General features: G+C 48.5%; 19 protein-coding genes. 1 reads left to right on the top strand and 18 read right to left on the bottom strand.

Annotated features, from left to right (window positions below):
* Positions 1-2: 2 nt before the first annotated feature.
* The 11 genes from GCU44_RS04635 to GCU44_RS04585 form a co-directional block, all read right to left on the bottom strand.
* Complete coding sequence (locus GCU44_RS04635) at positions 3-239, bottom strand: DUF2442 domain-containing protein (protein WP_154854411.1); 237 nt, start codon at positions 237-239, stop codon at positions 3-5.
* Positions 220-456 (bottom strand): DUF4160 domain-containing protein, encoded by a 237-nt coding sequence (locus GCU44_RS04630; protein WP_154854408.1) that lies wholly within the window; start codon positions 454-456, stop codon positions 220-222. The genes GCU44_RS04635 and GCU44_RS04630 overlap by 20 nt, the downstream gene beginning before the upstream one ends.
* 474 nt (positions 457-930) lie before the next feature.
* Positions 931-1512, bottom strand: coding sequence for a GDYXXLXY domain-containing protein (locus GCU44_RS04625; RefSeq protein ID WP_154854405.1), 582 nt, complete (start codon positions 1510-1512; stop codon positions 931-933).
* Entirely contained in the window at positions 1505-2788 is a 1284-nt protein-coding gene (locus GCU44_RS04620) for a DUF2157 domain-containing protein (RefSeq protein WP_154854402.1), read from the bottom strand. Before GCU44_RS04620 ends, GCU44_RS04625 begins: the two co-directional genes overlap by 8 nt.
* A 213-nt stretch (positions 2789-3001) precedes the next feature.
* Positions 3002-3208: a twitching motility protein PilT gene (locus tag GCU44_RS23165; protein WP_206670806.1), complete on the bottom strand. Its 207-nt coding sequence runs from the start codon at positions 3206-3208 to the stop codon at positions 3002-3004.
* Between the two features lie 205 nt (positions 3209-3413).
* A complete protein-coding gene (locus GCU44_RS04610; RefSeq protein WP_154854399.1) occupies positions 3414-3668 on the bottom strand; it encodes a DUF6364 family protein in 255 nt (84 codons plus the stop codon).
* A gap of 260 nt (positions 3669-3928) precedes the next feature.
* Positions 3929-6268: a hypothetical protein gene (locus GCU44_RS04605; protein WP_154854396.1), complete on the bottom strand. Its 2340-nt coding sequence runs from the start codon at positions 6266-6268 to the stop codon at positions 3929-3931.
* Between the two features lie 249 nt (positions 6269-6517).
* Positions 6518-7573 (bottom strand): linear amide C-N hydrolase, encoded by a 1056-nt coding sequence (locus GCU44_RS04600; RefSeq protein WP_154854394.1) that lies wholly within the window; start codon positions 7571-7573, stop codon positions 6518-6520.
* Positions 7574-8100: 527 nt separating this feature from the next.
* Positions 8101-8898, bottom strand: a complete 798-nt coding sequence (locus GCU44_RS04595; RefSeq protein WP_154854391.1) for a TPM domain-containing protein — start codon at positions 8896-8898, stop codon at positions 8101-8103.
* Positions 8899-8904: 6 nt separating this feature from the next.
* Entirely contained in the window at positions 8905-9339 is a 435-nt protein-coding gene (locus GCU44_RS04590; protein ID WP_154854388.1) for a TPM domain-containing protein, read from the bottom strand.
* An 11-nt stretch (positions 9340-9350) separates the two neighbouring features.
* On the bottom strand, positions 9351-9941 hold the full coding sequence (locus GCU44_RS04585; RefSeq protein WP_092168468.1) for a LemA family protein: 591 nt from the start codon (positions 9939-9941) through the stop codon (positions 9351-9353).
* A gap of 392 nt (positions 9942-10333) precedes the next feature.
* Between GCU44_RS04585 and GCU44_RS04580 the strand changes: the two genes are divergently transcribed.
* The gene (locus GCU44_RS04580) at positions 10334-11413 is read left to right on the top strand and encodes a serine hydrolase domain-containing protein (RefSeq protein WP_154854386.1); all 1080 of its coding nucleotides are present in this window, start codon (positions 10334-10336) and stop codon (positions 11411-11413) included.
* Between the two features lie 2 nt (positions 11414-11415).
* Here the strand turns inward: GCU44_RS04580 and GCU44_RS04575 are convergent, their stop codons facing one another.
* From GCU44_RS04575 to GCU44_RS04545, 7 genes are all read right to left on the bottom strand, one after another.
* Complete coding sequence (locus GCU44_RS04575) at positions 11416-12867, bottom strand: c-type cytochrome domain-containing protein (RefSeq protein WP_154854383.1); 1452 nt, start codon at positions 12865-12867, stop codon at positions 11416-11418.
* A gap of 5 nt (positions 12868-12872) precedes the next feature.
* Positions 12873-14360 carry a DUF1501 domain-containing protein gene (locus GCU44_RS04570; protein WP_154854380.1) on the bottom strand — a complete coding sequence of 496 codons (1488 nt, stop codon included), beginning with the start codon at positions 14358-14360 and terminating at the stop codon, positions 12873-12875.
* Complete coding sequence (locus GCU44_RS04565) at positions 14357-17170, bottom strand: DUF1553 domain-containing protein (protein WP_154854377.1); 2814 nt, start codon at positions 17168-17170, stop codon at positions 14357-14359. The genes GCU44_RS04570 and GCU44_RS04565 overlap by 4 nt, the downstream gene beginning before the upstream one ends.
* A gap of 309 nt (positions 17171-17479) precedes the next feature.
* Positions 17480-17728 (bottom strand): hypothetical protein, encoded by a 249-nt coding sequence (locus tag GCU44_RS04560; protein WP_154854374.1) that lies wholly within the window; start codon positions 17726-17728, stop codon positions 17480-17482.
* Positions 17729-17809: 81 nt separating this feature from the next.
* Complete coding sequence (locus tag GCU44_RS04555; RefSeq protein WP_154854371.1) at positions 17810-19651, bottom strand: rhamnogalacturonan lyase; 1842 nt, start codon at positions 19649-19651, stop codon at positions 17810-17812.
* A 372-nt stretch (positions 19652-20023) separates the two neighbouring features.
* Positions 20024-20410, bottom strand: coding sequence for a VOC family protein (locus tag GCU44_RS04550; RefSeq protein WP_154854368.1), 387 nt, complete (start codon positions 20408-20410; stop codon positions 20024-20026).
* Positions 20411-20513: 103 nt separating this feature from the next.
* Positions 20514-21914: a Gfo/Idh/MocA family protein gene (locus tag GCU44_RS04545; RefSeq protein ID WP_154854366.1), complete on the bottom strand. Its 1401-nt coding sequence runs from the start codon at positions 21912-21914 to the stop codon at positions 20514-20516.
* Positions 21915-22092: the final 178 nt, after the last annotated feature.

Here is a 22092-nt window from a genome sequence, read left to right as displayed (position 1 = left end):
CCTTATTTTAATAATCCATTAACTGAGAGATCTTCATCAAGGCCTTCCCAGTGAATTCCAATTCCTCCTCCAATTAACCTCCAATTATTTAAATGTTCTTTTGAAGCGTGCCGAAGTTTGGGAAACCATTCAATTGGAGTACCGATTTCTCTTCCATCTTCCAAAAGTACATAAAGCCTTTCTTCCGTAAACCAGACTTTTTTGGCTCTATTGATTTTTTTATCCGTTAAAGTACTCATGCCAGTTCTTTAGTATTAACTCTTTGTGTTCCTCTGTTAATTTACGTAATTTATTTAATTCAGGTGCACTAAAATTTGTTGAATTAGCTAATTCAACCGGTTCCAGCCAAAATTTCGCATAGCCTTCACCTGATTCAACATGAATATGGGGAGGTTCGTTTCCTTCATTGCTGAAGAAGAAAAACCGGAAAGGGCCTATTCGCAAAACTGTTGGCATATAATTGGAAGTTGGTTGTATGTAAAACAGTAAGTAACACCATATAACGCTATCTCCTGAAGGCAGCGGCGTTGCTTGTAAACGAATCCTTTGCCCCCCTCTTGATCCTCAATTTCCGGATTTAAATTAAGAACTTAGGATCATAAAACCATCGGAATCAGTAATTATCTTGTTCAGAACCTAAGAAAACACCCACTAAACAGTTGCTTCCCGCCTTTTCGGCAGCTATTTGATAGCCTGGTTTGCTTTTGCATAAGACGTTCCATTCTATGCCTGATCAGCCCTACATCCATTACCCGGGACTACTACCCCAGTTGGTGTATGCAGCTCCCTTAATTCGAAATACCCATGTACCCCCTTTCGGAAGATTGTAAATGTGCAGGTACTACTGATGTTGCCATTATTCATTGCGGAATAAGAAACCATAGCCGTGCACTACAAAGTAAATGGCACCGCCCTATTTCCTGCCTTCGTCTATTCTTGATGGTTCTGCCTGTTTAGTACCAATTCCCGGATAGGAACCCCATTAATCACCACCTCTTGTAAAACCGCTTCTCCTGATTTGATACGTACCACCGCATAGGCCGTCTGCGTGGTGTCCAGCTGGGATTCACGGTAAGCCAATTCGGCATCGTACGCTTTTGATTCTTCCATGTAGTACCGGTCGAATGGGTAGTCAAGCGTTAGCTTGTTTGTGCCGTTATCCGTCACGTAAGCCACCTTGGCTTTCAAAAAGTCTCGATTCATAGTGGGGGGTTCCTTTGAAACGCCCTGCGTTTTGGCAAATCCTTCGTTGTCCCTTGTCAGCAGCACAAAAATCGTTTCACCGGGCAGCCAATCCGCCTCGTTTTGAACCGCAATCACCGCTTCTTCGTAGTAAAGCGCTATAAATCTTCCTCTAAATGGGTCATTGGGGTCAATTGGCTGGGTCTTGAATCTATATTCCTTCCCGGTACTCAGAATGTCTTCCCTGTCAAGAATCATTCTGGCCGGCACATACAACTGCACCAGGGCGATACAAACAAATGCAAGCAATGCGATCTTTTTGCTACTCATTTGATTTTCTCTTTTTGAGCATCCAGAAATTGGCAACGATGAAGCCAATGCCAACCAAAACAAACAAGCCTCCTCTTAGGATAAAACTTAAATTCGTATCGAAGAACCGACAAACCACCAAAGCGACAATTATCAGCAAACCCAGGTTCAATGTCCCTAAGTTGTTTAACCTGCCGCCATCTCTGATGTTAAAAATACCGATTGCACAAACCAATAGATTAACGAACAGGACGGAAAGGGATGAGGATAGCCCACTAATGAAAATGGGAATAAATAAAATAAAAACAACCCCCATTGGCTTGGCTTCCTTCCATGATTTGTTTTTCAGGTGCAGGACAAGTAGGCTGGCCCCAAGTACGGTGAGTACGACCGCTGCCAGAAATTCCGGTGATGCAATGACCTCGTTCCAAGTGAAATCTTCGTTTCTCAAGTGCTCCCAGAACCAACCAAAACTTACCGTCAGCAGTAGCACCATTGTCCCCACGAATCCCAGAACCGTGTACCCGTTGTTTATCAGCTTCTGCCTGGCAAAAAAGTCCAGCTCCCCTATCCAATAACTAAGCCCAAAAAGGCTAAAATAAGCCGGAATCATTAGTTCATCTACGGTACCTGCAATCGTCCCCAGGGTAATGATCACTGAAAGCGGAAGGATCCAATTATGGAAAATCATGAAATTACTTTCTGGATTTTTCCTACCCAGCAGGTAATAATGAGGCATGATAGACAGCAATAGTAGCCAGTAATAATAGGCTTCGGTGCCTGGGTAGGTCCAGTAGCTTGTCTCGGCAGCATAGAAGGTAATTCCGATCAGGTAAAGTAGGGAAGTGATGGACGATTGCATCACATAGATCAATGGGAGGCAAAGCAGCATCCAGGTAAGCAGGAATACGCTCAATTCTCCCGGTAGGTGGTAAATCTGACTAAGGAGTGATAGGCTTGCTCCCACAGTGAAAAACAAAAAAGCTGCGCTACTTTCACGCCATGCCACACTCACCGGTTTTTTTAGCAGCACAAATCCACCTAGAATCTGTCCGACGAGCAGCGGAAGAAAGGCCCAATAGGTTTTTACCGTTCGCGAAAACGCATCCCAATTGTGCGCAAGTACCAAGATGATTCCAAGGCCAACCAATACCGCGCCAATTATCCCAAAGGCGACAAATAGCCGATTGCTTGACTGTCCGCCTTTTTCCCTGTAATACGCCCGTATACTGGCGGCTGTTTCGGGAGAAATCACACCGGCTTCTACAAGTTCGGTAATGCCGTTAGTCAGATTCATTATTTTGTTTATGGGCGTCAGGTTTCAGGTGCGCTGTATAAAGAATGAAAGCAATTCTCTTTTATTTGACACCGCTCTCACCATGGTCTGAATTTATTAAAGATGGTGTAATTATAAGGTACCAATAAACTTTTCCAGACTCTGAACTGCCACTCAGCTATCGATTGAGTATTTGCTTGAATTCCTCGTAGTTATTCTCAAACCTGGTTTGTACTAGATTGCTCTTGATTTCAAATAATTTTCCGGAGAAAATACCGCGATCTCCGAGTTCAAATAATCTTTTACATTGCGGGTAAGTATCGCTTCTATTCCCTCTATCGACAAAGCCGTGGAGTATTGAATTGAATCTTCAAAATCCTTAAAATTATTTTTCAATGCTTGAATAATTTCATTTCGGGTTGGTCCTGCTATTTGAATCATAGCCGTGAGTTCTTCAATTATTAGAATGGCTCTTTTATGGTCCAGGTATTTCCTTACGATAAACTAAATATTATTAATACTAACTGCCGAAATAAAAAGTTGCAACTGGCCTCGTTCATTTAAATCAAATATTTCACTTGCCGGATTCGCAAACGGTTCCCGATCTGTGAAAAAATCGATTACCACATCTGAATCTAAAAAAATCCTAGCGGCCATGCTGTTTGGATAATTCTTCGTTTAGTACTTCCTTGTAATTAAAATCACTGTCTACCTGAATGATCCCTCTTAACCTTTGGATCCTTGGAGACAATTGGTTGGGTTGAATCTTCTTTCGGCTAATGGCAATCAGCTTGAAGTAATTTTCAACCAGGTCGGAAAGGCTCTGCCCTTTTTCTTTTGCATAGTCTTTCGCTGTCTTAATGATCACCTTCTCAATGCTTAAAGTTAATTTCGTATGCATGTGCTTTTTACCAAAAATACGTATTCTATGGTAGATTTGCAATACGTGTAGTGGATTAGAAAAAAGGTCTAAATCGGACCAAAAAAACCTGGGAAACCGAAAACCTATTCTTAAAATCCCAATTATGTATTTTTAACCAGATAGTCGCACAGTTCATCAAGTGGTTATTCGCTCTGAGAAATGAGATCAGAAATTTGATTTTTTTTATATGCATTATAAAGAATAAACTCCTTTCCGGCCTGAAATAATTAACTAACCATTTATTGTTTGATGACCCAAACATCCGTTACGCGCGATTGCTGGCGCCAGTTCAGGTGCTCTTCGTCGGGCTTATCGAAGCTGATTTCCAATTTGCCATCCGAGATCAATTCCTTGGGAAGCGGAAATTCCTTGAATTCCTCGTATCCCTTCTCGTATATGGTAGGTGCAAGCCGTTGTCCATTGGCCCGTAGGAGGGCTTCCCCATAGCCCGAAACCCGAATGAGGTAATCGGAATTCGGGTCTAGCTCATCGTAGGACAAGGTGGGGGTAAACTGGAACAGTTGCGTGGAAAGGCGCTTGCGGTTGATCCCGTTGTTTTCCCACAAGAAGTCGATGGCATCATCGGTTTTGGACGTCACGTGTTTGGCATCGGCGCTGGAGACGTTGTCGTAAAAGCTTCCTTCTCCCGGGTACTCGTAGGTTCGGATAAAGTCCAACCGGGCGAGTTTTTCGGCCTCGGATCCCAGCGAACGTACCTTTTCAAACTCGTCTTCCAACCACCAGCGGTTGTTGAGCGGGTAATCGATAAAATCCAGAATAGCACCCCGCTCGGCACCACTGGCACCGTATTTTTCCACACTAGTCTGGGCCCCCACGCTCTTGAAAAGCATTTCTCCGTAAGCAAATACTTTTTCCTTAAGGTCCTGAGAAACCGGCTCGGTTTTCGCTTTTTGCAGGCGTTGCAAAGCTTTCTCCATCGCTTGTTCGGCCCCGATCGAGTCGGCTTTGGCCAGAATGGCGTAGGCCTCGGTTTCCAGCTTTTTTTCAAAAGCCAGGCGTTTTTTGATGTATCCATCGTAATGGGCCCGCATCAGCAATTGCTGCCAGCGCCAATTTCCGGCCAGTTCGGGGTTTTCTGCCTCCAATTTTTTCCAAAGGGCCAGCGTTTTCTCTATGTCTGGATTCTCCAAAATGGGTCCATCCCAATTGTCTTCCAGCGCGAAAATCCCCAGAGCGGCTTCTTCCGCCAGCTCCGCACCAAAGAAAAACCGGGTATATTCCCGCAAAATGGTTTCCGGATCTTTTCCGGGATCCCAACCCAATTGGCTCCAGACGGCTTTATTTACATCGTCATGCGTACCATCGGAATACGTAATAAACCCATCGGTATGGGGACTGTCCCGGTTAAACAAGCGTGTATACATTTGCGGCTGGGGGTTACAGGGTTCCCTGCCCAGGGTCAGCGCATAAGCCTGATCCCAGTTTTCTGCCGGATAATGGCAGCGTACGGTATGGGTAATATCGGGGTAAAACCGGTGGAGGTATTTTTCCGGTAGGAGTTCCCGTTCCAGCGCAACCGGCGGGCTACTGGGCCCGTTCACCACCCCGGCCAACCAATCCGGATTATTGGTCTGCAGGTAGTCAAAAAAATACCGCACTTTTTCTTCGTTGAATCCCTGCAGGGAAACCCAGATACCTGCATCTGGATGGTATTGCTGCAACACCGCCGACAGCTCCTCCAGATAGGGTATTAGCTCGGAAGGATGGTTATCCCCGGGATCGCCACCTGGAACAAATACTGCATTCAATCGGGGAACACGCGCATAAAAGTCTTCCTGTTTCTGAAGCCCCTCCCGAGGGGCTCCGGGCGCACTCAGGTCTCGGGGAGCCGGGGTCCAAACCCAATAATCGGCGTCGTATTTTTCACAGATTCGGCTGAGTTCCACCTCCATTTGCTGCGGATTCACCTTAAAGTGCGGGCTGGAACCCACTTCCTGGAAAGGAATGTTTTCAAAGGCATTGGCCCCAAAGAGCACCTGCTCCCGAAAATGCTGATCAAACTGCTCCACCGTCCAGGCATCCCAGGAATTGGCCGTATTTCGGTACCCAAACTGATGTCCCCGAAGGCCATACTGCGGGGATTCGGAAAAATCGATGTCCCTGCTGAGTGCAACCGTTCCCTCGCTCAGGTGGGCCGTTCGAAGCAGCTTGCCGATGCCATACAAAATGCCCCGGCTATCCGCACCGATCACCCAGAACGTATTCCCTGCCTCGCTGGATTCTTGAAAAATACGGTAACCCTCTTTCTCTTGTTCAGGCGCATCGAAGCCCTTGCGTGAAGGAACGGTCTTTCCATACAAGCTTTCATCCGAGGACAGCGCGAGGGCAATTTGGGTATCGGATTCCCAATCACTGCCCAATTCCAGCCGGATGCCGCTCCTGTTTTCGATTTCTTCAACCAAAATGGTTGACACCGTTTCCTGCATCGGGCCAGCAATCTGCGGTGAAACCAAAATCACGGCCTGTGAAAGGTCCAGGATTTGTTGCTCCTGCGTTGAGCAGGAAACCAGCCCCCAGATAAATACGGCAAGCAGCCAAATGGATGCAAATTTTTTCATGAACTGACGTTTTATGTTGGTCTTCTGTCAATTAACCGATTGCCGGCACAACGAAGGAGGTACCTGACAAAAATGGCGGCACAATCACTTGTCCCCCAAGGGTAATACACCGAAAAAGGTAAATCTTACCAGGGAATGGCCTACTTTTTTTCAAAAAAACATCTCACCAATCGGTTTTTTTAATTTTCAAAAAGAGATTTTCAAGCGAAAACCGAACGCTGTGCCTACCTCACTAGAACACCTGCCGCCTTACAACCCAATAAACCGGAAAGGTGGGGATTTCTTAAAATCACCGGAGGTTTCACCGGAATAGGTACGGTGGTTGGCTAAATCCAGCTTTCGAACCGCTGCTTTTTCGTTAAAATCGATTTTCTTCAAATCCACCCAAAAGGCATTGGGCGTCAGCGCTGTTTCAAAATAGTACACCAGGTTTTTCTGGTCGGCCACCATGCGCCAGCGGGTGGTAGACAAATTGGGGTAGCCTTCGATTTCGAAGCCATAAGGGACGGATACGTTTCGGATAACGCTAAACACGCTGGCTACCGCCACCCGGGTGTTGTCCGTCTGCGGAATGGAGTTGAGGAAAAAAGACGCCCGAACAAAACGGTCGGAGGAGGTGACCGATCCGGGCAAAAAAGTCTTGCCAGGAATGTTTTCCCAGTACTTGCCAATGGCGAGCTGCTGCTCGTAGGGCAGATCATTGGTCATGACCTGGTAGGAGGCATCGTGGTGGATCACTAGTTTTCCACCAATGTATTCAAAAATGGCACTGTCGCCGGTCGCATCGGAAAGGGAAAGGTGTACGGTAGTGAATTTATTCGTCCCGGGTATAAAATCCGAAACAATGGCAAAGGAAGCCTGCCGCATGGCTTCGACCGCCTCCTCCACGGAAGCAAAGTTGTCGAGCATGTATTGCGCCCAGAGAGAAATGGCCAGGCCCTCCTTGTTTCCTTCTTTATCGAAGGAAGGATAGGTGGATTCCACCAGCCAAAGCATGTTGGCTACCAAGCCCTTTTCGTTCATTCCGTCGGTGGTGGAAATATCCCAGGAGCTTACCGCCAGGCTACCGTATTTGGACACCCATTCAATGGAGTTTTTACCTACTTCCCCGCTGCGCTTTATTCCCCGGGGAAAAATCCACTGATTGGCAGGAATTTCTATAGAAAAATCCATGGTCCTGCCCGTGAGCACCGTATTATTGGGCCCTTTATACACCTCCCGGGTACAACTTTCAGATTCAGAAATAAAGCCAAAGGGGGTTAGCAAGGCCAGGAAGAGGGGAACAATTTTTTTTCGGAGTAACATATTTTGAACGTTTATTTTCAATTGATTTCTAGCAATGACACCTCAGCCCAATAATTTCATAGAATGATTTACTTATATCGGCAAAAGCGATGTTTTTGTAAACAAAACCTTTCCCAATTGAAATAAATTACCATATTTCGCTCGTTGCAGGGGATAATTTCAGGGCAGTTGTCAGTAATTTAAGTATTTACCAGGAATAATTTTATGGAAAAAGGAAAAACCAGTCCTTTACTATTCCTTTATTTAAATACATTTGCCTTGCCCATTATAACTTCCCGGAACTCAGATGAAAAATTGCTGCCGGGGGCATGCGCTTTCCACGACTATTAGGCAAATTCTCTTGCACTTAGTTACTGAAAACTAAGTTTTTGTTGATTTAATGTGCTTGTATTCTAATGACGGTCCAGGTTTTCCAGTCCTAAAGCAAGACCTTCTTTGAAACAGGGCCCCATTCCGGGACGAGGCGGAAAATTCGCTTGCGTTTGCTTTTCCGCCTGATAAAAATAGCCGGGATGTCAATTTCTAGCTTACCAGCTTCCACCCGCACCACCGCCACCAAAGCTGCCGCCACCGAAGCCACCGAAACCTCCTCCTCCCCCACCGAAGCTTCCCCGGCCGGAGGAAAAATCACCGAATTTTCCCCGGCCGCCGCCAAGCATGTTGGCGAGCAGCAGCGTAGTGAAGATGTCCACGACTCCACGTTTTCCGCCCATGTGATTGTTATTATCCCGTCGGTTTTTGATCAGCGTCAAAATCAGCAGGCCACCCATAAAAAGCAGTACCAGGGGAAACACAGGAGTTGGTCGGTCCGTTTCAGACAATTGCGCTGCATCGTATTCTCCCGACGCAAGTTGAATGATCGTATCCGTGGCCTGATCCAGGCCGGCAAAATAATTCCCTGATCGGAAATTGGGCACGATGAGCTGCTCGACAATCCGCTTGGCCAAGGCATCGGGAACGGCACCTTCCATGCCGTATCCCGTCGCGATAAACACCTTGCGGTCTTTCATCGCGGCGAGGATAAGGATGCCGTTGTCCTTGTCCTTTCTTCCAATCCCCCATTTGTCTCCCAGTTGAAAGGCATAATCGCTGATCGCATAGGGCCCAACGGAGTTGATCAAAACAACGCTGACCTGAGTGGAGGTGCTGTCGTCGTACGCAACCAGTTTGTTTTCGAGCTGTCTGATCTCCTGTGCAGAAAGGGTCTCAGAGAAATCATTTACCAGACGGGGTGGATTGGGTTTTTCCGGAAAATCTCCCTGCGCCCAGCCAGAAAATGAAAGGGATAAGGTAAGCAATAAGGAAAAAAACGGTATGTTGGTCATGGTAGCTTAGTCAAAGGAAATTTCGTTGGGTAATTCGTTAATATCCCCCTTTTGGTCAAATGGAAAATGTTGCTGTAACTGTTGCCCGGATAGTTCGATGCCTTTTCTAAGTCCTTCGGTGAATTCTCTCTTTTTAAAATGCACCACCATTTCATCCTTGATGGCTTCCCAGAAGTTCTCCGGTACCACTTGATTGATGCCTGCATCACCCAAGATAGCAAATTTGTGGTCTTCTGCTGCCAGGTAGAATAGCACCGCGTTGCGGTAGGTAGTCCGGTGCATTTTGAGTTTTTCAAATACTTCCGCAGCCCGGTCCAGCACTTCACCGCTACAGTGGCTTTCGATGTGAACCTGGATTTCGCCGGATGTTTTGGCTTCTGCGTTCCGGATGGCCTCGGTGATGATGGCCCGGTCTGCTGTACTAAATAGTTTCTCGGCCATATGTCCTATCGTTAAAATTCTACCGTAGGTGCATTTTCAGCGCCTGCAGCGGCTTCGAAATATCCCTTTCGTTCAAATCCATACCAGCCGGCAAAGATATTATTGGGGAAGGTCCGCAGGTTGGCGTTGTACCCTTGCACGGATTGGTTAAAGTTTCTTCTCGCCACGGCAATCCGGTTTTCCGTACCTTCGAGCTGGGCTTGCAGTTCGAGAAAGTTTTGGTTCGCTTTCAGGTCCGGATACCGTTCCACGGCCACCAACAACCGGCTAAGCGATCCGCTGAGTTGATCCTGCGCGTCCTGAAATCGGGCAATATTTTCCGGACTCAGGTCATCTGCCTGCAAGGTGATGGAAGTGGCCTTCGCACGGGCTTCGATGACACCCGTCAAGGTTTCCTGTTCAAAGTCGGCATAGCCCTTTACGGTGTTCACCAGGTTTGGAATCAGGTCTGCCCGGCGCTGGTACTGGGTTTCCACTTCGGCCCATTGACCGTTGACGGATTCTTCGGTTTGGACAAACGTATTGTAGACCCCTACGGCTTTGCTGTATACAAAGATGCCGATCAAAACAAGGATACCAATGGGAATGAGTACTTTTTTCATAATTAGTGTATGGCTGTTAAAAAACGGTGCAGCTATTGGACGTAAATATAGGCACAGGGGTTGTGAAAATCGCTTTTTTTCGCCGACTTTGCAGGTGACAAAACGGATAATTGGCTGTGCAATTCCCTGTCTATTACTAGCTTCAAAAAACATTGAGGTTAAAAAAACACATTCGTTGGCTTGCAGCACAGGTAGGTTACTATCGGTTATGGAATTTAAACGCTTGCCGGTTCGGTTTTTATGGGCCAGCCAATTGGTCAACGTACGACCGGATTACCGTTAAAGATCAATTGACCACCGAAGCCGTTTTGATCGGGTAGAATGACTCTAGGATTTCTTGATACGATTCCCACAAAAAATCGTTAGTTTTGATACAATTAGTCGTATATGCAATGAAAAACAGTGCTCTCATTGTCAGTTTTTTGATTTTTACTTTTTGTGGTTGCGAGCAAGAGCCTGCGCCCGACCCTTTTCCGGCAAGCGACCTTTACTTTCCACCGCTACTTTCCGAGAACTGGGAAACCACATCGATTCAGCTGGAGGAGGCGAAGGTACAAGAACTGGAAAAGATGCTGGTCGAGAACGGCAGCAGAGCCTTTATCCTGTTGAAAGATGGAAAAATCGCCCTGGAGTTCTATTCCGGAAACCGGCTGGCTTCCAACCTACCCTTTCAGCAAAGTTCCTTCTGGTACTGGGCCTCTGCGGGAAAAACACTAACGGCTACATTGGTCGGCATTGCCCAAGAGGAAGGATACCTTTCCTTAAACGCGTCCACCAGTGAAATCCTGGGTCCCGGATGGAGTAGCCTTCCTACCGAGAAAGAAACCCGTATTCAGGTGCACCACCACCTGAGCATGACCACGGGACTGGACGATGACGCAAGCAATCCGGATGATTACAGGCCCGAAAGCCTGCGGTACCTGACCGACCCCGGGAAACGCTGGGCCTATCACAACGCACCCTACACGTTGTTGGATTCCATCCTGACCCGTTCCACCGGTTCGAACTTTCCCGACTTTTTTCACCAAAAAATCGGGTCGAAGATAGGAATGAACGGTGTTTGGCAGAAAATAGGATTCAACCAGGTGTTTTTCAGTGATGCACGCTCCATGGCCCGGTTTGGGTTGATGATTCTCGCCGGAGGCCGATGGGAACAAGAGGAGATCATTCGCGACAAAAACTACTTCTCCGCGATGCTTTCGCCTTCTCAGGACTACAACGAAAGTTACGGCTACCTTTGGTGGCTGAATGGCAAGGAAAGCTTTATGCTTCCCGGTGTGCAAACCACTTTCCCGGGAAGTTTTATACCAGAAGGACCCTCGGACATGGTTTGCGCCATGGGCCGGGATGGGCAGTTCCTTTGCGTGGTTCCCTCGGAACGCCTGGTTTTGGTACGGCTGGGAGAAAACCCCGATCAGAGCCCGGTACCATTTCTGTTTATGAACCGCATCTGGGAGGTACTTGAGAAATAGGGCTAGTTATTCACGGCCACTGGCTTTACCTCTACATTAAGCGAGTCAATGACGTTAACTTCGTAGCCCAGATTGATATCGACTTTCCCTCCTGTAGCAATAAATTCTGCAACGGCTTCCTTACTGATACCCGTTTCCCATGCGTAGAGACGCCTCAAATTAGGCAATCCTGCCAGGTGTTCCAGCCCGGCATCACTGACCTCGGTCCCATAGAGATTCAAGGATTCCAGGTATTCCAGCCTAGCCAAATGCGCCAGCCCTGCGTCGGAAATGCGCGTTTTCTCTACCCGCAGGCGGGTAAGGTTTTTCATCTTTCCAACCGCAGCCAGGCCTGCATCGGTCAACGGCGTATCTTTTGCATCAAGCCAGGTGATTTGCTCGGGAAAATCTACAGCTAGTTTTTCCAATACCTGATCTACCGAATCTTTTTTATATAAGGTCACCTGCAACCAATTCGAATCATTGGAAAGCGCCTTCACGGAAATCCCCTTTTCGGCGTAAGCCCTTAGCTTTTCCTGATCGGGGGCTGTTGTTCCTTCCGCGAGCAATATCTCCACGGCAGACTTGTTTGCATTGGGATCGGCGAGGGTGAGCAATACCGACTGTACCTCCTGATCTGCCTTAAGTTCTGCGACCTTTTTATCAAAAGGCGCTCCTTCGTTGATCCACCATTCCAGGAGCAGGACCTGTTCGTCCGTCAATTGGGATTTTCCCTTGGGAGGCATGTGGTCATCGTGATTGGGATCCAGGTGAATTCGCTTGATCATCTCGCTTTCCGTGGCATTTCCCGCGAGGAAGATGGGACCGTTTTCCCCGCCTTTTAACAGGGCTTCCCGGGTATGCATCTGCAAATCTCCTTTTTTCTTACTGGCATTGTGACAGGAATTGCACCGAATCTCCATGATGGGATGGATGATATCGGTATACACCACGGCCTCGTCCAGGTTTTCAATTAATTTGGGACCTTTTTCTTCCACAGGCATCCCCGCCAGTTGCTTGATTCCATTGGGCAGGTATTGTGTAAGATAATTTGCCCCGTGGGTCAACGATCCACCATAATGACCGGCCACTGCCAAAAAAACCATCATTAACGAAAATGAACCCAGGTAGGCCCGGTTGATTTTCAGGCTAGCCTTTTTTTCTTTTTGCCCATATAGCCACCAGGTACCAAATGCAAAGAGCACCAGGAGGATACCGGACCACTGATGGATAAACAACAACTCTTCACCGTAATCTCCCGCCTGGGCCAACATCAGTCCAAGTATGGCTGTAAGCAACGCCGAAAGCGCTCCCAGTCCGAGTACAAAGCCAATGGCAGGCTTCAGGTACGAAAACTTCTCCCGGCGAGACATGAATTCCATAAGAAACCCCAAGGCTAAAAAGCCAATGGGTAGATGTAGAAACAAGGGGTGAAATCTCCCGAAAAAGATGATGATGTCTGATGATTGCTCCATGTAATTTATGCGAATAGTTTATGTACTACTTTTCCTGACACGTCGGTCAACCTAAAATCCCTTCCCTGGGCAAAATAGGTAAATTTTTCATGATCCATGCCCATCAAATGCAAAATACTTGCCTGCAAATCATGCACATGCACTTTATCCTTAATCCCGTAATAGCCGATTTCATCGGTTTCTCCCAGCGTAAACCCTCCTTTCACCCCTCCGCCGGCCATCCATATGGGAAAGGCCTCGGTGTGGTGATCCCTGCCTTTGTACGGCCATTCCCGGCCGCCCCGGTTTTCCTGCATGGGTGTCCGGCCAAATTCTCCTCCCCAAACCACCAGGGTTTCGTCCAGCAGGCCCCGCTGCTTTAGGTCCTTCACCAACGCAGTCATGGCCTGATCTACAGGCTTGCATTTGATCGTCAATCCTTTATCCAGCGATTCACGCTCCGCTACCCCGTGCATGTCCCAGCCCCAGTCAAACAACTGTACAAACCGAACCCCTTTTTCAATCAGTCGCCGGGCCAGCAGGCAATTGTTGGCAAAGGAGGTTTTACCGGGTTCGGTTCCATACATCTCGTGGATATAAGCCGGCTCATCTTTGATGTCCATCACCTCAGGGACGGACGTCTGCATGCGGTACGCCATTTCGTACTGGGAGATGCGTGTCAGGGTCTCCGGATCACCAAATTCCTGGTATTCCTTTTCATTGATTCGGTTAATGGCATCGATGGTTTGTTTGCGCAGGGAGCCGTCCATTCCGGAGGGGTTGGTCACGTAGAGGACCGGATCTCCTTCGGATCGGCACTGCACGCCCTGGTATACAGAAGGCAAAAAACCACTTCCCCATACCGATTTGCCAGCATCCGGGGTGTTTCCTCCCGATACCAATACCATAAATCCAGGCAAATCCTCGTTTTCGGAACCCAACCCGTAGGTAACCCAGCTCCCCATGCTGGGTCGCCCCAACCTGGGCGAACCGGTCTGCAGGAGCAACTGCGCAGGAGCGTGGTTAAATTCGTCCGTGTGCATGGTTTTGATCAGGGTCACGTCATCGACGATGGTCGAAAAATGGGGCAAATTATCGGATACCATCATACCAGATTCCCCCCTGGGCCGAAATACGGCCTGAGGCCCCAGCATCTTGGGAATGCCCTGAATAAAGGCAAATTTCTTTCCCTCCAGTAGGGATTGGGGACAATCCTTCCCGTCCAATTTGGCCAACTCGGGCTTGTAATCAAACAGCTCCAATTGGGAAGGAGCACCGGCCATGTGCAGGTATATGATGCGTTTGGCTTTGGGTGCAAAATGAGGTACCTGTCGGAGCAGGCTTTCCACCTTCTGGCCGGAGGCCTCCAAGCCCGGGGACCTCTGGCAGCCCATCATCCCTCCCAGGGCAAGGGCACCCAATCCGGTGGTGCACTGCTTCAGGAAATGCCTGCGGGTTTTGCTTTGCAGGTATCGGAACCGTTGTTCGTCGGCTAAACTTATGCGTTTACTCATGACTTCATTAGAAATTCATCCAGGTTCATTACCGCATTGGCTACCACGGTATAGACCGCCAATTCTTTGTCTTCTTCTCCCACTAATTGACACACGGCCTCCGGCTGTGTGTCAAAATATGCACGACTTTGCTCAAGCAAAACCTGCAAGTCCGAAAGCTTCTCCTCGCTGATCCCCCTTCCCGTGGCCTGGCTATATAGCAGCGCCAGCCGTTCATCGTTTGACGTTGCGTTTGCCAGCACATTTCTTCCCATCGCTTCCGCCGCTTCCAGGTATACCGGATCATTGAGCGTAACCAGGGCCTGAAGGGGCGTATTCGTAGCGATCCGTTTGGGCAGGCAGAACTCCCTGCTTGGCGCATCAAACGCTATAATGGAGGGGTACGGACTGGTTCTCCGCCAAAAGGTATACAGCGACCTGCGGTGCTTGTCTTCTCCTTTGCTTGTTCTCCACTGATCCCCGCTGTAAACCACCTGCCAGATTCCCTCCGGCTGTTCCGGCATCACACTTGGCCCGTACATTTTGTCACTCAACAATCCGGAAACAGCCAATGCCTGATCCCTCACCTGCTCTGCTGTCAACCGCAGCCGGGGCCCTCTGGACAGCCACTCATTCAGCGGATCCAAATCCTCTTGAGGATTTTTGAAATGAGAAGACTGGCGATAGGTGGCCGATAGCACGATTTCTTTCAGCAATCGCTTGATGTCCCAGTTCAGGTCCCGGGAAAAACGCAAGGCCAACCAGTCCAATAATTCCGGGTGTGTTGGAGCAAATCCCTGTGAACCAAAATCCTCCAGGGACGATACCAGGCCCCTGCCAAACAATTGCTCCCAAAGCCGATTGACCATTACCCGTGCCGTCAAGGGATTATCGGGACTGAAAAGCCACTCACTGAATCCCAGGCGGTCTTGGCTATAGCCCTCATCAAACGGGTTCCAAATCGCCGGAACGCCAGCGCTGACAGGTTCTCCCGGAACCATCCAGGCACCTTTTTCAAATATCCGTGTCTCGCGTCGGTATTGCTCCGGAAGGGAAACCATCACGGGCGTCGTCTCTTTTTCCTTTTCTGAATTAGACAATTCATAGAACGTCTGTTCCATTTCTTTATACCCTGCCCGATCTTTGCCAGGAAGGGAATGGTGCAGCATCACCCATTCGAAGATGCAGGTGCTCTCCTTACCATCTGGGCCCTCCCAAACCAGGTACAGATCGTGCGTTCCCTGCAGGGATTCAAGGGGTATGGATAGCACTTCGCTTACCGAATAGCTGACCTGCTTTTTCCTCGATTCATCAAAGCGGGTTTTCGTTTTGGCACGAACGTCCCAGGCGGCTACTTCCCTTCCCTGAAGGCTATCTAACCGAAAGCGAATCGCACCAGCCTCCCCCTCTACGCGCACCTTAAACATCATCCGGTCCTCCCCCGAAAAGGGGAGTTGCCGCGTAATCGAATGGATTTTGGGATCCACTTTAAAAGTAGCGGTCCCTCTCACGGGTATACCCCGGTCCATTTGCTCAAAGTAGTGCGGATGAAGCTTGGGTTCGCCCAGGCGGATAAGTTCGGTAAAATAATCCGCTGCTGAGGCCTGATTCCCTGCAGCCACGTCCGTTACCCAGGTTTGAATTTTTTGTAATTTTTGCTGATCTTCCTCGGATTTGAATTCGACGAGTACGGGGGCTTCGCTTGGAATATCTGCATCGGCAGTCTGATTAAAAAAGGCCAGACTACGGTAGTAATCCTCGTGCCGTATCGGGTCGTATGGGTGGCTGTGACACTGAACGCATTCCATGGTCGTTCCCTGTACCACGGTCCAAGTCGTGTTTACCCGGTCCAATACGGCCGCCACTCGAAACTCTTCGTTATCCGTTCCACCCTCGTCGTTGTTCATCGTATTGCGGTGGAAGGCAGTGGCAATGTAATTTTCATCCGTGGGATTGGGGAGCAGGTCCCCTGCCAGCTGTTCGGTAATGAAACGATCGTAAGGCATGTTATCATTGAAGGCGCGTATCAGCCAATCCCGGTATTTCCAGATCTTTCGGGGGCGATCTGCCTCGTATCCCTTGGAATCCGCATACCTGGCCAAATCCATCCACATTGCCGCCCAGCGTTCCCCATAGGCCGGGGAGGCGAGCAAGCGGTCCACCAGACGCTCGTACGCATCTGCGGATCCGTCTTCCGAGAAGGACTGTACGGCTTCCAAGGTTGGCGGCAAGCCAGTAAGGTCCAAACTCAACCGACGGATGAGGGAATACGTATCCGAAAGGGGGTTGGGTCGCAGGTTTTTTTCTTCCAGTTTTTGGACAACAAATCGATCGATATCGTTGATGGCCCATCCGGAACCTGCAGAAGGAACCTCTTGCGGAAGCGGTGCCTTATACGCCCAGTGGTCATCCCAGGTAGCCCCCTGATTGATCCATTTGGTAAATAGTTCGATTTCCTCTTCGGACAAAGGATCCGACTCCAGCGGCATGCGGTATTCCGGGTCCTCGTGTTTGATCCGTTTGATGAGTTCACTTTTCCAGACATTTCCCGGTACAATGGCTCGCTCACCGGACTCGTTGACAGCGAGTGCTTCGTCTTCGAATAAAAGACTGAATCCACCGGACTTTTTTACCCCTCCATGACAAGCAATGCACTTGTTATTGACAATGGGACGAATATCCCGGTTGTAATCGATTCGTTCGCCAAGAACAAATTCCGGAATGACCCGATGCTTGTTTTCAATAGGCATTACACGAAGCACCCAAACCAACAGACCGAGGAACAAGAAGAAGGAAAGGGGGTAACGAATATTTTTTACTAAAAGGCGCATACACATTTTTGCTGACTGCGTCAGTTTCCGAACCAAAGTAATTAAAAAAGCCTTGATTTCAAACATTTATACCAGCTCGGTGGCGATTTCCGGATAAACGGCGTTAATGACACCAATTGGGCAACCGCGAACCGGCTTCCTTCGGATAAAGTCCGTACTCTTTTTCCTACCCGTTCCAAAGCAAGCAATGGTTTACCTGATTGAAAACGAAAAGGCTGTGGTAAAAAACAGGAAGTATTGCGAAAATAAAAAAAGGTAAGCGTGTAACCACCTACCTTTTCTAAAAAGAAGGATTAAAAAATCACCAACTTACTCTTTTCTATGATACATCATCAAACGAAAGGATGAGCCATTCGCCGTCTGAATCAATTCTTTCCAGCTTTTTTGTTTTTCGGTGGTGGGTGCGTATGTTTTTTCTTCCGATTCGGGTGTCGAAGGCGCATTCGCAAGCACTGCATGCCCTTTTTCCCGCATCTGCTGAAGCTCATGCCGCTCACAGGTAAGGCATAGGACCAATACCAAAAGGACATCGGGGAAAAACAACCATTTACTTTTCATGGGTACGGCTTAATGTATCAAGTATTTCACAGTATAGCCAGTACGGATTCCAGGGATGAAGTGTCCTGAACGTATGATATTTTATTTACTTTTTCTTACTATCGCTATTTTGGGCCATTTAGGAGCTTCCATCCCTTCACCCAAATAAAAATCCGTATGCGGAGGTTGATTGTACCCCACGTTTTGCCAGGCAATGCCAAGACGGTACTGCGGGTTATGCATCAGCGTTGGAAACCGGTAGGACGTTGCCTCCCTACTGGTATAAATTCTCAACGATTGGTTGTTCTCCGTTCGAAACACGACCTCTTCCCGCCAGTCGCCAAACAAATCTGCAGACAATGCAGGCGTGGCCTTAGAGCCGTTATTGGCTGCACAATCCGTTGCAGTCAGTAAATTGCTCAGCCGTTCCGCTTCGTAATCCCACTTATCGATTCGGTTTTTATCCAGCAATTCCCGCAACAAATCCCCGTCCCACCAGAGGGCAAAATTAATGCTGCCTGGTTTCTTCCCAATTTCTTCACCCTTAAAATTATACAATCCACCGGATCCATTCCACCAAAATTCCGCGCCTTCGTGCCGGGGATCGATATCGGCAGCAAGGCCCCTTCCCACGTCCCTTCCCTCTTCGGCTCCCCAGAGAATGCCGCCGGTTCTGGCGTTGAACAAGGCTACACCAAAGCCTGATTCGTTGGTTTCGTTTTCATGAATTCCCCATACCACCTGATCCGGATAATCCGGGTGAAAGCGGCTCACATGCAGGGCATCTCCGTGCCGCAGTCCGGTACTGTAGCGACCGCTTCCGTCATCCTCTACCACCATCGCTCCGTATACCATTTCATCCCGTCCATCTCCATCCACATCGTTTACGCTCAAACTGTGGTTTCCTTGTCCGGAAAAGGGGTTTTCTCTACCCTCCGAATCAAAAACCCAACGGGAACGAAGGGTTTCCCCATCAAAATCCCAGGCAGCAATGACCGATCTACCATAATAGCCTCGTGCCATAAGTAAGGAGGGCTTTTTTCCATCCAGGTACCCAACCCCCGCCAGAAAGCGATCCACCCGGTTACCATTGCAGTCGTTTCCAGCATTTCCTCCTTCCCCACCCCATCCGCAAAGATCGCCTCTATCCGGAATGTAGGCTACGGTGGACAAGGCCTGTCCCGTATTCCCTGAAAAAACCGTCAAATACTCCGGACCGTCCAAAATCTTTCCCGCTTGGTTTCTCCAGTCCTTGCTGCCGTCTCCAATGACCGTACCCAAACCGTCCCTGCTTCCATCGGCCGTTTTGCAGGAAACCTCAGCCACACCGTCTCCATCCAGGTCGTACACAATGAATTGGGTATAATGGGCCCCTTCCCGGATATTGATGCCCAGGTTAATCTCCCATAATAAGGTTCCGTCCAGGGTATAGGCGTGAAGAATCGGCGGGTCAGTAAATCCATCTTGGGAATTATCGCGGGACTTGCCGGTCATGTGCACGACCAATTCATACCGACCATCTCCGGTCAGGTCGCCTGCCGAGGCATCATTGGGCCGATAGCCTTCCGGTGTCTGTAGGGATATTTCCAAAAAGGAATTTTCCCAAACCACTACAGACTTGCTTTGATCTTGGGTTCCTGTCCGGACGAAATACCTGGGATTCCGGCTCAAATCGACTTTGGGGTCAATAAACGTTGTACTTTGAATCAAGTGCGAGGTATTCATCTTTACTGCGGGCTCCTCTTCATAGATACGGTACAGGTCAAACCCAGTATCCGCGGGTTCGTCGCCCAGAAGGCGCCAGCTCAGAAAAACCCCACCCTTCTCGTCCGGCAGGGCGATCAGGCCGCGGTCCAGGTATTCCATTTGTCGTTGTCCAAAAAGGGAAAGTGTGACGAAATTTGCAACTAAACAGCTTGCCAGGTAAACTCGATTCAACCCCATTGTTTTCGTTAATTTTCGATTTTTCTCAAAACCCAACTACCGACTCGAAGATAGCGTAAAGTCCTCCAAAAAAACGTGAAACGATCCAATAAAAACGCTAGCATCATTAAAAAGGAGAAATGTCTACCGGGGCAGTACCCAGATAAACAACTTTCCCGAAATAACCTTCAAGGTACAGGCTGTACGTACCACCGCTTATGGAAAAAAATCGCAGGCGAAAATTAACGTATCCTACACATGGATCGGCAAGCAAAGGCGCGAAAACCCTACCAAAGGCGATTCGGAATCCATTTGGATTATTGACTGCCATAAACGTGATTGCTTTCTAGTGGATCGACACTGGCAATCTCCCTAAACGGATTGGCCGGAATACTATTTCAGCATGGGTTTTGCCCGCTTACAAAACTGAATGGCCAGGCCCCAGGGGTCCCGTAGCATCAACAACCGGGTTCCATCTGCCAGGGTATCGTCGCTCACCAACACGGCTCCTGCCGCAACAAGGCGCGATTTTTCCTGCTCCGGATCTTCGGATACAAAGGCCAGGTGTAGCATCAAAGGATCCAGTTTGGCAAATTCCAATACCGACGCCTTGGAATTTTGGTAGAGTTCGATCATCACTTTGCCGCTATCATCGGCCAGAAAGGTCATGTAGGGCGCCTCGTCCATTTTTTTTACGACCGTTAATCCCAAATTCTTTTCGTACCAGTCGGAGACTGCGTGGGGGTTTGTTACGTTGATTGCCAGGTGTTCGATTTTCATAGGGTAAAGAAAGATAGGGTGAAAGGATCATCAAATCCCAAAAGGCACTAAAAAACCCCTCCATTAGCCAAAAAAGGCCGTATGGAGGGGAAAAATTAAGTACTTAGGTCCGGTTGGGGCTTGGTTGTATGCTGGTAAGATCGGCGATCTTTACCGGTCCATTGCTTTCGATACTGTTTCTAGCAGCCACGCCGATCAAGACCGACATGATACCGTCCCGCAATCCTGCGGAATGTTTGTACGGATCGGCTGCCTCGGGGTTCTTGAAGATTTTATCGTGTAGCCGCTTGTCGCCTCCTCCGTGCCCCCCACGCTCGCTGACGACCTGAATGATTTGGGGTTTTTCCCAGTTCTTGTGGAGCACCAATGGTTCCCGATTCATGTCCTCGGATAGGTTTTGGTCCATTTCGGCCGCGTGAAGCGCCTCCTGATCCATTGTTTCGTTGCTCATAAAAGGAATATCCAGCCAGGCATCGATTCGTCCCTTCTGCCCATTAAACGCAATCTTCCACCCTTCGTAGGGGCTATAGGTGGTCAGGGAGTAATTGACCACGGCTTTGTTGGCGTATTTGATATTCGCAGACATCTTATCGTAAATATCGATTTCATGCCGGTATACGCAGCCATCTCTAAAATAGCCGTCGTGGTGCTCATTTTCCGCGTACAACTTCATGTCACGTGGGCTTTTGGTAATATCCCAATAGTACGTGCAATCATTTTTGTGTGCACAGCTGCGGCAATTTTTGCCACGGAACGGGCCGTTGCTGCCGTAATGCTCCAGGGCACCGTAGGCAAATACTTCTTCTGGGTCCGAATCCAGCCACCAATTGAGCAGGTCAAAATGGTGGGTCGCTTTGTGCACCCAAAGGGATCCTCCGTTTTCGGTAACCCCGTGCCACCTACGAAAATAGGAAGCCCCGTGGTGGGTGTTGAGGTACCAATGAAAATCTACCGATGTGACTTCTCCGATTTCCTTATTTTGGAGCAGTTCCTTTATCTTGGTGATATACGGGCTCCAGCGGTAGTTAAATCCGACGATCAGGTTTTTATTGGAGTTCTTTTCAGCGTCTAAAATTTGCTGACATTTGGCTTCGTCCGTAGTGAGGGGTTTTTCGGTAAGCACATCGGTTCCGGACTCCAGTCCTTTGATAATGAATTCGTGGTGGGTGGAATCCATGGTGGTCACGATCAATAAGTCGGGCTTGGTAGTTTCCATCATCTCGTCAAAATCCACGAAGGTGGGACAATTCACTTTCATGTATTCCAACGCATAATCCAACCTCCCAGGGTTGATGTCACTCAATCCCACAAACTCCAAAATATCCGAATACTGCTCGACCAGTCTTCTTCCCCAAAATGAGGTACCGCGCACCCCGGTACCCACCAGGGCTATGCGTAGCTTGCGCTTCATTCCAAATCCCATCAGGGGGGTACTCACAGCAGTTCCAGCCGCCAGCAAGCTCACGGCGTGAAGAAAAGACCTTCTTGAAAATTTATTTTCCATGGTATACGAATTGATTGATGATTGAATCGATCGCTCAGAAAATCAACGCCTGATTCCGTTGCGCAATCGATTGCATTTTACCTATTATTTAAGAATTTGCCAACTATTTTCCAGCAGTATAGAAATTATCGCTTCCAAGAACTCGCGGATCGATATAAAAATTTATTTTGATAAAAAT

Source organism: Cyclobacterium xiamenense (assembly GCF_009467825.1).
Classification (GTDB): Bacteria; Bacteroidota; Bacteroidia; order Cytophagales; family Cyclobacteriaceae; genus Cyclobacterium; species Cyclobacterium xiamenense.
Note: the sequence above shows the minus strand (reverse complement) of the source record. Positions and strands in the feature narration are given on the sequence as shown.

Excerpts from the sequence above, each read along its gene's own strand:
- GCU44_RS04585 (WP_092168468.1), bottom strand. The coding sequence starts at position 9,941 with ATGAAAAAAGTACTCATTCCCATTGGTATCCTTGTTTTGATCGGCATC.
- GCU44_RS04590 (WP_154854388.1), bottom strand. The coding sequence starts at position 9,339 with ATGGCCGAGAAACTATTTAGTACAGCAGACCGGGCCATCATCACCGAG.
- GCU44_RS04560 (WP_154854374.1), bottom strand. The coding sequence starts at position 17,728 with ATGAAAAGTAAATGGTTGTTTTTCCCCGATGTCCTTTTGGTATTGGTC.
- GCU44_RS04565 (WP_154854377.1), bottom strand. The coding sequence starts at position 17,170 with ATGCGCCTTTTAGTAAAAAATATTCGTTACCCCCTTTCCTTCTTCTTG.
- GCU44_RS04550 (WP_154854368.1), bottom strand. The coding sequence starts at position 20,410 with ATGAAAATCGAACACCTGGCAATCAACGTAACAAACCCCCACGCAGTC.
- GCU44_RS04555 (WP_154854371.1), bottom strand. The coding sequence starts at position 19,651 with ATGGGGTTGAATCGAGTTTACCTGGCAAGCTGTTTAGTTGCAAATTTC.
- GCU44_RS04575 (WP_154854383.1), bottom strand. The coding sequence starts at position 12,867 with ATGGAGCAATCATCAGACATCATCATCTTTTTCGGGAGATTTCACCCC.
- GCU44_RS04570 (WP_154854380.1), bottom strand. The coding sequence starts at position 14,360 with ATGAGTAAACGCATAAGTTTAGCCGACGAACAACGGTTCCGATACCTG.
- GCU44_RS04625 (WP_154854405.1), bottom strand. The coding sequence starts at position 1,512 with ATGAGTAGCAAAAAGATCGCATTGCTTGCATTTGTTTGTATCGCCCTG.
- GCU44_RS04605 (WP_154854396.1), bottom strand. The coding sequence starts at position 6,268 with ATGAAAAAATTTGCATCCATTTGGCTGCTTGCCGTATTTATCTGGGGG.
- GCU44_RS04545 (WP_154854366.1), bottom strand. The coding sequence starts at position 21,914 with ATGGAAAATAAATTTTCAAGAAGGTCTTTTCTTCACGCCGTGAGCTTG.
- GCU44_RS04580 (WP_154854386.1), top strand. The coding sequence starts at position 10,334 with ATGAAAAACAGTGCTCTCATTGTCAGTTTTTTGATTTTTACTTTTTGT.
- GCU44_RS23165 (WP_206670806.1), bottom strand. The coding sequence starts at position 3,208 with ATGATTCAAATAGCAGGACCAACCCGAAATGAAATTATTCAAGCATTG.
- GCU44_RS04630 (WP_154854408.1), bottom strand. The coding sequence starts at position 456 with ATGCCAACAGTTTTGCGAATAGGCCCTTTCCGGTTTTTCTTCTTCAGC.
- GCU44_RS04620 (WP_154854402.1), bottom strand. The coding sequence starts at position 2,788 with ATGAATCTGACTAACGGCATTACCGAACTTGTAGAAGCCGGTGTGATT.
- GCU44_RS04610 (WP_154854399.1), bottom strand. The coding sequence starts at position 3,668 with ATGCATACGAAATTAACTTTAAGCATTGAGAAGGTGATCATTAAGACA.
- GCU44_RS04635 (WP_154854411.1), bottom strand. The coding sequence starts at position 239 with ATGAGTACTTTAACGGATAAAAAAATCAATAGAGCCAAAAAAGTCTGG.
- GCU44_RS04595 (WP_154854391.1), bottom strand. The coding sequence starts at position 8,898 with ATGACCAACATACCGTTTTTTTCCTTATTGCTTACCTTATCCCTTTCA.
- GCU44_RS04600 (WP_154854394.1), bottom strand. The coding sequence starts at position 7,573 with ATGTTACTCCGAAAAAAAATTGTTCCCCTCTTCCTGGCCTTGCTAACC.